The sequence below is a fragment of the Bacillus hominis genome (assembly GCF_018332515.1).
Taxonomy (GTDB): Bacteria; Bacillota; Bacilli; order Bacillales; family Bacillaceae_G; genus Bacillus_A; species Bacillus_A hominis.
The window spans coordinates 12,938-26,830 of sequence record NZ_BOQD01000120.1 but is presented as its reverse complement, the minus strand read 5'-3'; the positions used below and the strand labels follow the sequence as shown (position 1 = coordinate 26,830).

The following is a 13,893-nucleotide window of genomic DNA, read 5'->3' as shown; positions in this document are numbered from 1 at the left end:
CCAAAAGTCATGTGTACATCGTGACGCCATACCTTACTGCATATATCGCTGCTTGCGTTCGATCTCTCAGTTCTAGCTTACTAATTAAATTAGAAACGTGATTCTTTACAGTTCCCTCTGTAATGAATAGCTTTTTGGCAATCTCTTTATTATTTAAACCAAGTCCAACTTCCCTTAAAACCTCTACTTCACGCTCAGTTAATTGTTCTAGTTGTCCTGGTGGGGTACGCTCTACTACTGTTTTTGTTTTTTTTAATTCCTTTACAATTTGCGCTGTTATATCTTGAGGAAGCACAGCCCCTCCACCATGTACCGTTAAAATTGCTTGAACAATGGCATCTGTCTCCATGTCTTTTAATAAATAACCACTCGCTCCTTGCTCTAATGCCTCAAAAATAAGCTCACTATCACTAAAAGTTGTTAACATAAGAACCTTTATATAAGGAAACTTTTCTCTAACTAAACGAGTTCCTTCAACACCATTCATACGAGGCATCCGAATATCCATCAAAATAATTTCAGGCTGTAATTGTTTCACCTTTTGTACGACTTCATCCCCATCACTAGCCGTCCCTACCACTTCCAGTTCCGGACGTAAATTTAATATCATTGCCAATCCATCACGAATCAGTGATTGATCATCAACAATCATAATTCGAATCATAACGCTCCCCCTATTACCCATGTTTTTTCTCTGAGTGGAAATTCGATTTTTAGGCGAAAACCTTTTTCTATTTCACTCTCAAATTGAATGATTCCACCATGCTCCTCTACACGTTCTTTCATATTAAGTAAGCCAAATCCAGGGCTTACTTCATTGACCCCCATACCATTATCCAAAATACATAACTTAACTTGTTCCACTGAACAAACTAAACTTACTTCACATAAACTAGCTTTTCCGTGACGTTTTGCATTCGTTAAAGACTCTTGCATAATACGAAGCAACGTAGGCTGTAGTGACAACGGAATCAAAACTGGATCTCCTTGTAATTGAAAAGATACTTGCACTTTCGTCACTTTAGAATATCCATGTAACATTTCACGCATATTCTCTATTATGTTCCCTAGTTTACTTTCCTCTTTTAAGGCATGCACAGAAGCTCTCACTTCTTGAAGTGATTTTCTAGCTAACCCATGGCATGTATGTAAAACCTCTTCTGTAGCATCCGATTTTTGTTTCCATAAAACCTCTGCCAGTTGTAACTGAACAAGTAATGCCGTCATATTATGACCAACAGTATCATGAATTTCTCGGGCAATATCATTTCGCTCCCGAACAGCTGTCAATTCTTCTACCTCTTTTGCATATAGCCTTAATTGTTCATGTGCTTCTTTTAAAGCTGTATGAGATAATGCTAATTCCCCATATTGCTCATCTACCATTTGCCGAGCAGCTGTAAGTTTTTTTATTAAGTTTCCAGCTAAAGCACTGAAAATGATAAACATAAAGTTAATTGCATTACTCTCCAATTCCAGACTCTCTGTATGTTGATACGTATGTAGTATATTTATAAACCAACAAAGAAAGAAAAAAGCGATAAAAAAATAAGTCATCCTTTTACGCCAATCATGAATAAATAATCCTACCGCATCAATTCCAAATATAATTAAATACAAACATGTCTCGGGAAATAAAAACCCTAATAACGCTGTGACAATACCGTTTGTGAGCAAGGTATAAAAAACAAGTTTCCTACTCCCTTTTGCTTTTACAAGCAAAATATGATTCACAATATAAATAAAAAGTGCAATACCGACAAAAATTTGTAAATTTTCTGTTTCACGTGAAACATGATTTGCGTAAACTAAACAAATCATGACGATTGTAGCAATCCGCGCATATCCTAACATAAAATTCTCCTCACGTTTTAGTAACATAAAGTTCATTCTCTTATCACAGTAACAAGAAAATTATACCAATTTTTCTACTTTCATTATACTAAAAAGAGCAAGCCCTCCCTCAAAATATGAGAAAACAACTTGCTCTTTTTCATTCTATTTTCTTTACTCCACAATATTCTCTAACTCATTATATAGCTCCGCTCGTAACAACTCTTTCTTCTTTTTTTCTTCATACAATTGTTCAAGCATTTCAACATCAACTACATGTTCCATTTTACATTCGAGTGCATATATATCTTCTTCTATATGCATTAACTCGTTTTCAACTTCCTCTAAATTCCTAGCTTCTTTCTTTTTAAGAGGGGCTGTTTCAATACTTGTTCTTCCTTGGCGTTTCTGTTTTATTACTTGCTTCTCAACCTTTTCTTCCCACTTTTGACGAGCCCATGCATAGTTCCCTGCAAACTCAAATAATTTGTGCTCATCAATCCAATATGTTTTTTCAAATAACTTATTTAAGAAATAACGATCATGTGAAACAGCTAAAATCGTCCCGTTATATTGTTCAAGGGCTTCCTCTAAAACTTCCCTTGATTCAATATCAAGATGATTCGTCGGTTCATCTAAAATAAGAAAGTTAACATCTTGATACATAAGTTGCGCGAGTCTTAACCTCATTTTTTCTCCACCGCTAAGTTGCGTTACTTTCTTAAAAACAGCTGGACCATAAAATAAAAATCGCGCTAATATATGTCTTGCTTCTCCCTCTGTTACAGCTACACAATCTCTGAAAGCTTCCAATACATTGTTCTTCATATTTGCGTACGCATGTTGCGATAAATAACCGATTTTTACACTACTACCAATCCGAATTTCACCAGTATCTTGCTTCATTTCTTCTAGTAGTAATTTTAATAACGTAGTCTTTCCTGTACCATTACGTCCAACGATAGCTGCACGCTCCTGAAAACGAATATGCAAATTTACTTTCTCGAATAAAGATCGGTCAGCAAACCCTTTACTCACTTCTTTCATTACAACAACATCTTTTCCGCTTCTCTCTTGCCCCTCAAACTGAAGTCCCATCTGTTTCCGTTCTAAAATTGGTCTCTTTAACTTCTCTATACGTTCTAACGCACGTTCCATATTTCTCGCTCTTTTATGCAATCCTTCATTCGGAGGATTCGCTTGATTTGCCCATTCACGTAGACGCTTAATTGCTTCTTTCATTTTTTTTATTTTCTTCTGCTGTTCTTGATAAGCCTGAAACTCCTGAAGCAGCCTTTCTTCCTTTTCCTCAACGAACTGAGAATAGTTCGTATGATACACGTGAATTTCTCCATCTTCTAAATCAAAAATTTTCGTTACAACTTCATCAAGGAAATAGCGATCATGCGAGATGACCATAACTGTTCCTGTATATTCTTTTAGAAATTGCTCTAACCACTCGACTGCAAATAAGTCCAAATGATTTGTTGGTTCATCTAGTAGAAGTAAATCCGGTTTCTGTAATAGCATGTACGCAAGGCTTACTTTTGTTTGTTCTCCGCCACTTAACTCCATAAATGATCGGGGAAATAGTTCCGTCACCTGTAGACCATTTGCTACCTTCATAATATTCGCTTCTATTTCATAACCACCGAGAAACGCGTACCTTTCTTGAATTACTCCGTATCTCTCCATCAATTTTTGTAAAGCAGATGATTCCTGTTCTTCCGCCATATTTTTTTCTAAAGCATGCATTTCTATCTCCAACTCTTTTTCCTTTTTAAAAGCGGAGCTTAATACATCATATACATTCATTTCATTATTGAATTTTGGAATTTGTGCTACATGACCGATTCGTGTACCTTTCTTCATATGAATGGCTCCTGCATCCAAACTCTCCATTCCTGTTAGAAGCTGAAAGATAGTTGTCTTCCCACTACCGTTACGACCAACTAATCCAATACGTTCTCCATTCTTTATTTCAAGCGATATATTTTCAAATATGATGTTTCCACCAAAAGATTTCTTTACATTATTTACACTACAAATTGTCATTTTCCGTACTCCTTTCAATATAAAAAACCATGGGAAAGAAACATTCCCCATGGTTTTTGGCATAGAAAAAGGAAGCCAAATAGCTCCCTTTTCACACGTTTATCAAAAATGGGTGAAGAGACTTCTATCGTTCAATAGCTACTATGCAATTGTTAAAAAAGGGCATACGTATCCCGTTAACAACTACATCATGAAAAATCGCACGACAAAAATAGATATAATCTAAAAATTTGGCACGCGCAGCTAAAGAACGTTTCATCTCATTCACCCCTTTCGTACGGAATTTAATACTTACTTCTTTATTATACTTTCCCATTTCATGTTTGAATAGTCATTTTTCTGAAAATAATGAAGATAGACTAAACATTTCAATAAGTGACATCCAATCTTACAAAACTGTTATGTTCACGTAATGGAAAGCGATAGTACGAAAAGATGCCTCCCTATACAATAAAGATATAAACAAGAGAGACAAAAACAAGGAGGAAACAATCATGATGAAAGAAATCGTAAAAGCAATCTTCGAGGTATTAGTGAACGGACAAGCAGTTGTAAAAGAACTAAACGAATTATAAAAAGGAGTGAAGGAATAATGATGAACATGGTAAAAATGGTTTTACACGCTTTAATCGATGCAAAAGCAGTTAGCCAAGAATTAAACCAACAATAAAAAGGGGTATATGAATATGAAGAAAGCCATTATTGTAATCGCAAGTACAGCAATTGCCTTATACACAATGAAAAATAGAAAAAAGAAACAAAATGAAAATACTCTATATTATCCATACACATTATTAAAGAAAAAATAAAAGACAAGGTACCCTATTGTAATGAGGATATCTTGTCTTTTATTTTTTGCTCTGTTTCCTTTAAAGGATTTCCTCTTCCCTTTCCCGAATGTATTAGACGGCAGTTTTACACACATTTTAAAGGGGTATAGAGAAATGGATACACAACAACTTTATTTTTTGAATGATATTGGCAAACAAAAACCAGAGAGTATTCGTAACCGAAGCGCTACTTGTCCTTTTTGCGACAGAGAAAATTTAACTGATATTTTAGCAACCGAAGGCTCAATTATTTGGTTGAAAAATAAATTCCCTACATTAAAAGATACATTTCAGACTGTGCTAATCGAAACCGATAATTGTGATGATCATATCGCAACATACACAGAAGAACATATGAGATTACTAATTCGTTTCTCCATTAAACATTGGTTAGACTTACAGAAAAGTGATGAATTTACATCTGTTATCTTATATAAAAATCACGGCCCATTTTCAGGCGGAAGTTTGCATCATGCACATATGCAAATTATCGGAATGAAATATGTAGACTATCTCGAAAACGTAGAAAAGGAAAATTTCCAAGGAGTAATTGTACAAAAAAACGAACGCATTGAACTCAATATTTCAGATCGCCCGATTATCGGCTTTACTGAATTTAATATCATCATTGAAGATATTTCATTTATAGATGAAATGGCAAATTACATTCAGCAAACTGTACGTTACATACTGACAGATTTCCATAAGGGATGTAGTAGTTATAACTTATTCTTCTATCACCTAAATGGAAAAATCATTTGTAAAGTTGTTCCTAGGTTTGTAGTTTCACCGTTGTATGTAGGATATAAAATACCGCAAGTTTCTACAAAACTAGAAGATGTGAAAATACAACTAGCGCAGTATTTCACGAGAGAAAAGGATGAAATTATTCATAAAAAAACAGAGTAGGTATAGAAAACCTACTCTTTAATCCCGCATTAACGGGCAGTAAAACTCCCACCTCAAAACTCGATGAATCCGAGAAAGTTAGGTGGAAGATCAACTGCCCGTAAAAGCCCGATTGGTGAAGGCTAATAATCAGCGGGGGATGAACAAACTCCCCCGCTGATTAAAGTTTCACTTTATCACACCTTTATTTCGATAGTATACATCCTCTAATCCGATGTTATACTTCATATTGTTATCCGTCCACTCTGGTCCTAAATTCCCGGGCCATCCAGATGTATTCGCTATATATTTCAGTAATGCAAAATCAGTCAAACCTTTTTGCACCCCACGCTTATATCCTTTCATTAAATGCGGCATTGCAATTTGCGCATTTGTACGCGGATCTTTCAACTCTTCATCAGTTAAATGATCTGGTGCAAGCCCACCACCGCGGTGCAATTGAAACAATCCGAATGAAGTTCCGTTATCTCCAACACTTCTTGGATTTAACCTACTTTCATGTTCAGCAATTGTAAGAGGTATCCATTCCGGAAGGTTTACTTTCTTTGCTTCCTCTATAATAATTTGTTTCATTTGTTTTGCTTCCTCTGAATCAACATAGCTTGTCTCATTCATTAGTTTATCCATTCCTTCAGACTTATCTTGGAAATATAAATAGACTCCAAGAACAACTAAAAATCCTACAAAGAATTTCTTCACTACCTCTACCTCTTTCTCCGCTGAAATTTGTCCCCTTTCAGCCTTCCCTTTACAATTACCTGCACTCTATCATTCTCTTACCCTTCAATCATAGCAAATAACTATACATATTATCATCATGCTTTAGACCGATTTTGCGAAAAAACAGTTGGTAAATACGTGCAAAAATGTAACTTCCATAGACTATAATTTATTTTTTGTATATAATTGTAAATTGAATTATATACATATAGAATAGGAGCATAAATAAATGAAAAGAACTCTACTAATCTTTTTCAGCATTTTACTACTCATTCCTATACATACCTCTGCGCAAACATCATCAAAACCAAAAGTACTTATTTTGTATAGTACCGAAGACAACAAAATTACAAACAATGTACAAATCCTGAATACTCAGTTAGGACACTTTACAAATGATATAACAGTAAAAAGTTTGAACGAAGTAAAGGAAAGTACTGAATCATCCCCTTATACACATATTGTTTATATCGGAGAGAAAAAAGAAGATTTTTCTATTGCAGCAAAACAATTTCTAGAAAACTTCTCAGGTCCAGTATTAGTTTTAGGGCAAAATGTTGAACAATTATCTAATCGTTTTTCTTTCATTACCTCGGATGAAACTGATATACGAACTCATACTATAGAATATCCGACACACAAATTAAAAAATGAATTACAAGAAGAACGCTTAATGAAGAAAATTGAAGCAAAAGGAACAACTCTTGCTTACGCCTTGAGTGCCGATGGAAACCATCCGTTAATCGTTCACCAAGGAACATCCTACTATGTTGCAACTCCAAATCTTTTTGATTGGATGTCTCATTACGTCGGTGAGATGCTATTTTCTTATTTCGGGCAACAACCTGAAACAACTAAAACTTCAGCTTATTTACGTCTTGAAGACGTTCATCCAGCTGTAGATGTGAAGCAATTAAAGGAAATCGCTGAATTACTAAAAGAGAAAAAGCTTCCTTATATGATTACCGTTATCCCTGTTTACAAAGATCCAAACACAGGGAAAACAGTACATTTAAAGGATAACTCTGAATTAATTGATGTTTTACGCTTTATGCAAGATAATGGTGGCTCTATCGTTATGCATGGTTACACCCATCAATTTTATGATAGTGAAACTGGCGAAGGTTTTGAATTTTGGGATGTAAAAACTGATCAACCAATTCGTCAACCGAACCATGAAAAACCAAAAACAAAAGACGATTTCCAATCTACAGAAGACTATAATAAATACGTAGAAAACGGAAAAGCCTTCGAAGAAAAATATACTAAAGATCATATTGAAAAAGGGATTGCAGAGCTTGTAGGAGCAAAATTATATCCAGTTGCCTTTGAAGCTCCGCACTATACAATGTCTCAAAAAGGATATGAAATACTATCACAATATTTTTCAACTTATGTAGGACAACTACAACTAAACGATACAACTTGGAAATCAATGCACTCACCGGCTTATATAAGTACACCGTCATTTTTACATGGGATGAAATTAATTCCTGAAACTGTTGGCTTTATTGAAGAAGATAAGCCACAAGCTATAGCAAAAATGAAAGAACGTGCTTTATCTGTCGAAAAATTATCCGATGGAATTATCGGTGCATTTTATCATCCTTACTTGGGCGTTAAACCATTAAAAGAAGTATTAAAGGAACTAGAAAGTATTCCAAACATAGAGTGGATTGATTTACAAAAAGAAACGAATGAAGTAAAAATGAAAGATATTCATATTACTACTAATAAAGACGGCATTCACGTTGAAAAACCAACAAGTGCGAATGACATAATTGATTATATAAAACAATATGGGTTCTTCCTTATAATTGGGTTCATTATAATTGTCTTTCTTTTATTATTAAAACGTGCGAAAAAATTAGAATCATAATAAAAACACCAAGCGAGATGCTTGGTGTTTTTTATTATGATTCACTAACTTTATAAAATCGCACCGTATTCTCATATATTTGCTCAGTAACTTTCTCTACTGATATTTTTTTTAGTATACTAATTTCTTGTAACACATCTTTTATCATATAAGGATGTGTCATCGTATCCTTCTGAAATTCCCATGGCCCATCTGTTTCTACCATCATATATTCAAGTGGATAATACGAAACGATTTTTCTAATTTTCTCCTTATGTAAAACATCCGGCGTGATAGAAATATAATAACCGTTTCTCATCATCCGTTTCATTGTCTCTTCACTTCCTTTAAACCAGTGGAAGTGTGCACGTGACACTTTATATTCCTCAAGTAAATCACATACGATGTCAGCATCTTCATACACTGCGTGTAATACAATCGGCAAATCATACTCACTAGCTAGTTCTATAAATCTTTTCAATACCGCTATGTATGAATGTACAGTAATACCTTCATCTTCTGTCCTTAAATAATATGGGAGTCCCACTTCACCAATCGCAACGATTTCCTCTACATGATCTTCAATTAATTTATAAATTTGCTCACATTCTTCTTTATGAATCGGTTGCTCCGGATGAAAACCTATTGCTGGATGTATAAAAGGATATCGCTTTGCTAAAGATAAAGTTTCTAGGCATGATTGATAATTCATAGATACTGCAATAAGCCCTTGTATCTCTTTACTGTTTTCCATATCTATAAGTAATCTACTTTTCTCTTCATCCTCATATTGATCAACATGTATATGGCTATCAATCCATTTCATCTTTATGCCCCCATAAAAAAAACAAGAAAGGATCTCCCTTCTTGTTTTATCATCTATATTATTTAACAATTAAATTTGTTATTATATCAAATAATCCAATACATACTACGGCAACAGTAAAGTAGCTACAGAAATCTTTAATTGGAAACTTCACTACTTCTTCTTTACGCATCCCAGTTTTCTCCCTTCTTACTATATCCCTAATTAATTTTTCTATTTGTATCTATTATGCAAAAAATATGACAAAATTACTATCGAATTAACTTACGTAAACCTTACAATATTGTAAGGTTTATAAAAAGAGCCCCATCTAAATAGAGATGAGGGCTATTAAAAAGTAGTTGGTTTTTCATTCTTCATTAACATTACAAACAGAAAGTAATACAGTGAGACTTTCTAATTACACTATATGAAATTCACTATCTTTTAACCATCGAATTACATTACAGAAGGCTTACATGTTTGTAAGCTATGTGTAATGTAATTCGATAGTTTCCCTTACCTACATCTCGTACAATAAAGTTAGAAAGTAAGCCAAATAAGAAGAACACTCACATAACCAAATTACATTGCTAGTAGCTACTCTTCTTATACCTTTCACTCATGCTACTACAATGTACCCCCTTCCCCTTTATATAATAAAAAGAGCCTTAGTCCATATGGACTAAGGCTTTTGTATGCACTTCAAAATACCCATACCTAGTATTTTTATTTTCGACAAAAAATAGGTGGGGGTATAATTCACTATCTCATCGTTAAAAGTTTACTCTTCGCATTAATAGGAATATTTACAGCTTCAATTTCTTCAATTGCCTCGCCGTAGCGTCCTTTTGCGTACACCTTTAATGCTTCATCTCTCTTTAACATATACTTAACAGTCTTCTTTATTTTTTGCTCTCTTCCACGTTCGTCAAATGCAATAAATTCATATTCATACCACTCATCACCAATATGCTGACCAATTGTATTCACAACCGTATAATATTCTTTCGTCTTATAAAGTGGATTATATTTATCGATAACTGGTCCAAGTTTCGTAGGCAGTAACATTACTACTATCACTATCATCGCTATTATAGTAGTGATCATTTTTTTCTTCATAATAAACATTCCTCCTCTGCAGGATATATATACATCCATTTTAAGAAGAAGGAATAAAATCTACTATTGAATCTCATTACATTACACTTACATTTTTGTAAGAATTAAAAAAGGCGAACGAATTTACTCGTTCACCTTTTAGCTCGCTTTAAAGCCACCACCAAGTACATCACGTACATCATGAATAACAACGAAAGCATCTTCATCTACTCGGCTAATAACTTGCTTTAACTTAACAAGCTCTTGTTTATTAATAACAACATATAACACTTCTTTATTTTTACCAGTATATCCGCCGCGTCCTTCTAATACAGTGACACCGCGTGTCATGTTTTTCGTAATAGTTTCACGTATTAAATCCGGTTGATTTGAAATGATTGTAACAGCTGTTTTTGTATCCATTCCTTCTACAATGAAATCAATCACTTTCGCTCCGATGAATACTGCAACAAGTGTGTACATTGCTTTTTCTTGTCCTATTATAAATACAGAACCAGCAATTACAACGATATCAATAATAAGTACGCCTTTTCCGACGCTCCAACCTAAATATTGATTTGCTAACTGTGCTAAAATGGCTGATCCTCCTGATGTACCTCCAGCTTTGAACATACACCCTAATCCGATACCTACAAATACACCCGCGAATAAAGCAGCTAATAGCGTATCACTGTTTACTTGATACTGAATATGTTCTGTAACATATAAAAACAAAGATGTTTCTACAATCCCTAAAATTGTATAAACCATCGTTTTCTTGTCAAAAAATTTATAACCAATAGCTAATAAAATTGCATTCAAAACAAGGTTCGTAATTCCTGGTGACCATCCAAATAAATAATAAGTAACAACCGTTAGACCGATGATTCCACCTTCTGATAAACGGTTTGGAATTGCGAAGTAATTAATACCAATTGCAAATAGTAATGAACCGATTGTAATTAATGCGATTTCCTTCATACGTTGATTAACCATAGTTCATACCTCCCCCCATTTGACATTGTATCACTATCTCCTAGAGGTTTAGAAGTTGTTTTTATTCCGCATTTCCCCTCACAAAGACCAAGATATTATGTTTAAACAAAGGGGTGATTAATTATTCATATTCGCTCTAACTATACGGACAAATCGCTCCACATTTCCTTTCTGAATATACTTAGCTGTTACCGTTTCCTGATTACAAGTAAACACTAATTGCGGATGAAAATTTATGTCATCTATATGCAAATACGAATACGCTTCAAATGTTGATGGATAGTACGGAAATTCTCCATAAAAGAGGAGACGTCTAGTAGTAGCAACGAAAATCCCATGCCGATATGATAAGGTAAAATCATCTTTCTCAAATATCCCTATCACAAACGCTAAAATTTGTTCATCATTTTCTACATATTTTTTCATACTTAATAAAAGTTCATTCATACATATCCCCCCAAATTCTATTCATTGCTTTAACACTTGAAAAGAATCCATGGATTATCACAGACCGGTGTAACTCTTTTATAAAGTATGAAACGCGTTTCCTGTCAAAGACATTTCAAAAAAATAATCCGTTATGCGACTATACACATAACGGATTAAGGCTAAACTGTAGAACGCTCCACAAGTTCATACGGAATTTCCACCTTTTCTTGTTTAGAACCCTCATCACTTACTTGCCTGTAAAACATTTCAAAAGCTTTTTTACCTATCTCCTTTAAATTTTGATCAATAGTTGTCAACTGTAACACTTGTGAAATGGGTTGATTATCAAAACCAATAATCGCCAAATCCTCAGGAACTTGAATGCCTAATTTTTCAACTTCTGTCATAATCCCAATCGCAACTTCATCTCCTGCTACTATTAACGCTTCAGGGATATCTTGCATCCCCTTTAACTTATGAGCCACACTCACACCATCTTCTAATGTAAAACATTCTGTAAAAATCCATTCTTCATTAACTTCTTCATCTATAGATTGCAATTGCTGTTTATAAACATCAAAACGCTTTTGACTACTTGGCCCTAACTTTCTTCCCGTACAATAACCGATTTTTTTATAACTTTTTTCAATAAGATAATTCATTCCTAATTGAAAAGCTGCTGAATGATTTGTATATACACTTGAGATATTTGAAATATCATTATCTTCACAAGCAACAATTGTCCCATAGGAAGCATAGGGCTCGATCGTTTCCCAATCATTCGCACGAGAACAAATAATAAGACCGTCCAGTTGTTTTGTTTTTAGCATATGTAAACTTTTCATTTCTTCTTTTTTATTGTAATTCGTTTGACAAAGTAGCACCCTGTAATTATGAGCTAATGCGACCTCCATCATTCCACCTACCATTGCATCAAAACACGGATGATTAATATACGGTAAAATCACACCAACAATATTCGTTTTCCCTTTTGATAAATGAACAGCATTTGCATTTTGTGAGTAATTCAATTTCTCAACTATTTCTAAAACAACTTTCCTTTTTTCTTCACTTACATATGGGTGATCATTTAATACCCTCGAAACAGTCGTAACTGAAACCCCAGCCATCTTTGCAATATCTTTAATATTAGCCATACACTCACCTCTACTTTTAACTTAATAAATCACATGAACATATGTCAAATCTTCTTATCATGACACTTTCACTCGTTTTTCTTACAAAAGTGTAATTTTCCTGTAAGCTAATTCGATAGTGACTCTACGCAACATTTCATATAATTAAGTCAGAAACAAGGCAACAACCATTTGAAAAGGAGCGGATCTATATGATGAACAAAATGAAAACGAACAATTTCTTAAATACAATGGGCATGGTATTATCCGCTCTTATCGATGCAAAATCTGTTGCTTATACATTAAACAAGTAAGGAGAATGTATTATGAATAACATCACTTTTAACAAATTAGATTTTTTAGGACTAGCTAGCGGCTCGGTTCTTCTTACTGCTTTTATTTACGCTGCTACGCTTATATAAACTTTGTGTCCCCTTTCCCCTTTATATAGAAAAAGACGACCGTCTATGCCTGGTCGTCTTTTCTTATTTTAGATTTGGTTGTAAAGCTTCCTTTAGCTCTTCAAATTTTTCATTTAATTCATCTGTCATCATTTTCATAGCCGTTTTTCGGTCTACTTGTTCTCCAGCGTCAATTTGAATCGGATCTCCAAAAATCAATCGTGCCTTTTTCCCTTTTATTAATTCTTTTACACTTGATGGCCCAACATAAGCTGCCGGTATTAAGGGAACGTTAGAACGCATTGCAATTGTAACAGCACCAGCTTTTAATGAAACGTCTTCTGATGATCTCGTTCCACTTGGAAAAATCCCTACTACTTTTCCTTGTTTTAATAAGCGTGATGGAATTTTCAACGTACTTGGCCCCGGATTTTCACGGTCTACAGGGAACGCATTTACATTTTTAAAAAACCAATTTTTAAATTTCCCTTCAAACAATTCTTTTTTTGCCATGTAATGAATTTGGGTTGGATACATTCCTGTTGCTAACATTAAAACATCCATAAAACTTGTATGTGTGCACGCAACAACGTAAGGGCCACCTTCCGGTAATTTTTCTCTCCCTTGTACTTCTACCTTCCCAGCCATTTTAAACATATATTTCAACGAAAATGTAATTGGTTTATACATTTGTTTCGTTCCTTTCTGAATATCCGAAGTATAATTATTTTCTTACAACGATTATAACACTAAGTTTTAGGAGTTGGTAATAAAAATAAGTATTTATTGTTAAATTTCAATTCTTACAAAAGTGTAATTT

General features: G+C 34.1%; 15 protein-coding genes. 4 read left to right on the top strand and 11 right to left on the bottom strand.

Annotated features, from left to right (window positions below; all coding sequences use genetic code 11):
- Positions 1-7: 7 nt before the first annotated feature.
- From KI356_RS13490 to KI356_RS13475, 4 genes are all read right to left on the bottom strand, one after another.
- Positions 8-664: a response regulator gene (locus KI356_RS13490; protein WP_128283244.1), complete on the bottom strand. Its 657-nt coding sequence runs from the start codon at positions 662-664 to the stop codon at positions 8-10.
- A complete protein-coding gene (locus KI356_RS13485; protein ID WP_000902013.1) occupies positions 661-1,854 on the bottom strand; it encodes a sensor histidine kinase in 1,194 nt (397 codons plus the stop codon). Before KI356_RS13485 ends, KI356_RS13490 begins: the two co-directional genes overlap by 4 nt.
- Positions 1,855-2,007: 153 nt before the next feature.
- Positions 2,008-3,888, bottom strand: coding sequence for a ribosomal protection-like ABC-F family protein (gene abc-f, locus KI356_RS13480; RefSeq protein WP_212935665.1), 1,881 nt, complete (start codon positions 3,886-3,888; stop codon positions 2,008-2,010).
- 124 nt (positions 3,889-4,012) lie between these two features.
- The gene (locus KI356_RS13475; RefSeq protein WP_079999070.1) at positions 4,013-4,147 is read right to left on the bottom strand and encodes an RAxF-45 family protein; all 135 of its coding nucleotides are present in this window, start codon (positions 4,145-4,147) and stop codon (positions 4,013-4,015) included.
- Between the two features lie 421 nt (positions 4,148-4,568).
- On the opposite strand from KI356_RS13475, the gene KI356_RS13470 reads away from it, so the two are divergent.
- Both KI356_RS13470 and KI356_RS13465 read left to right on the top strand, forming a co-directional pair.
- Positions 4,569-4,697 (top strand): hypothetical protein, encoded by a 129-nt coding sequence (locus KI356_RS13470; RefSeq protein ID WP_002175366.1) that lies wholly within the window; start codon positions 4,569-4,571, stop codon positions 4,695-4,697.
- A 135-nt stretch (positions 4,698-4,832) separates the two neighbouring features.
- The gene (locus KI356_RS13465; RefSeq protein WP_238486192.1) at positions 4,833-5,627 is read left to right on the top strand and encodes a DUF4931 domain-containing protein; all 795 of its coding nucleotides are present in this window, start codon (positions 4,833-4,835) and stop codon (positions 5,625-5,627) included.
- 168 nt (positions 5,628-5,795) lie between these two features.
- On the opposite strand, the gene KI356_RS13460 is transcribed toward KI356_RS13465, so the two are convergent.
- Positions 5,796-6,326 carry a transglycosylase SLT domain-containing protein gene (locus tag KI356_RS13460; protein WP_128283241.1) on the bottom strand — a complete coding sequence of 177 codons (531 nt, stop codon included), beginning with the start codon at positions 6,324-6,326 and terminating at the stop codon, positions 5,796-5,798.
- Between the two features lie 250 nt (positions 6,327-6,576).
- On the opposite strand from KI356_RS13460, the gene KI356_RS13455 reads away from it, so the two are divergent.
- Positions 6,577-8,226: a DUF2334 domain-containing protein gene (locus KI356_RS13455; RefSeq protein ID WP_128283240.1), complete on the top strand. Its 1,650-nt coding sequence runs from the start codon at positions 6,577-6,579 to the stop codon at positions 8,224-8,226.
- Between the two features lie 34 nt (positions 8,227-8,260).
- Here the strand turns inward: KI356_RS13455 and KI356_RS13450 are convergent, their stop codons facing one another.
- From KI356_RS13450 to KI356_RS13430, 5 genes are all read right to left on the bottom strand, one after another.
- Entirely contained in the window at positions 8,261-9,031 is a 771-nt protein-coding gene (locus KI356_RS13450; RefSeq protein ID WP_212935663.1) for a TatD family hydrolase, read from the bottom strand.
- Between the two features lie 744 nt (positions 9,032-9,775).
- Complete coding sequence (locus tag KI356_RS13445) at positions 9,776-10,132, bottom strand: YxeA family protein (protein ID WP_149214268.1); 357 nt, start codon at positions 10,130-10,132, stop codon at positions 9,776-9,778.
- 138 nt (positions 10,133-10,270) lie between these two features.
- The gene (locus KI356_RS13440; protein ID WP_128283238.1) at positions 10,271-11,107 is read right to left on the bottom strand and encodes a YitT family protein; all 837 of its coding nucleotides are present in this window, start codon (positions 11,105-11,107) and stop codon (positions 10,271-10,273) included.
- Positions 11,108-11,224: 117 nt separating this feature from the next.
- Complete coding sequence (locus KI356_RS13435) at positions 11,225-11,554, bottom strand: PH domain-containing protein (RefSeq protein WP_212935662.1); 330 nt, start codon at positions 11,552-11,554, stop codon at positions 11,225-11,227.
- Positions 11,555-11,715: 161 nt separating this feature from the next.
- Positions 11,716-12,693 carry a LacI family DNA-binding transcriptional regulator gene (locus tag KI356_RS13430; RefSeq protein ID WP_212935661.1) on the bottom strand — a complete coding sequence of 326 codons (978 nt, stop codon included), beginning with the start codon at positions 12,691-12,693 and terminating at the stop codon, positions 11,716-11,718.
- A 305-nt stretch (positions 12,694-12,998) separates the two neighbouring features.
- Here KI356_RS13430 and KI356_RS13425 point away from each other — a divergent pair, with 305 nt between their 5' ends.
- Positions 12,999-13,094 (top strand): DUF3948 family protein, encoded by a 96-nt coding sequence (locus tag KI356_RS13425; protein ID WP_070127837.1) that lies wholly within the window; start codon positions 12,999-13,001, stop codon positions 13,092-13,094.
- Between the two features lie 63 nt (positions 13,095-13,157).
- On the opposite strand, the gene KI356_RS13420 is transcribed toward KI356_RS13425, so the two are convergent.
- Entirely contained in the window at positions 13,158-13,763 is a 606-nt protein-coding gene (locus KI356_RS13420) for a lysophospholipid acyltransferase family protein (RefSeq protein WP_128283235.1), read from the bottom strand.
- Positions 13,764-13,893 lie beyond the last annotated feature (130 nt).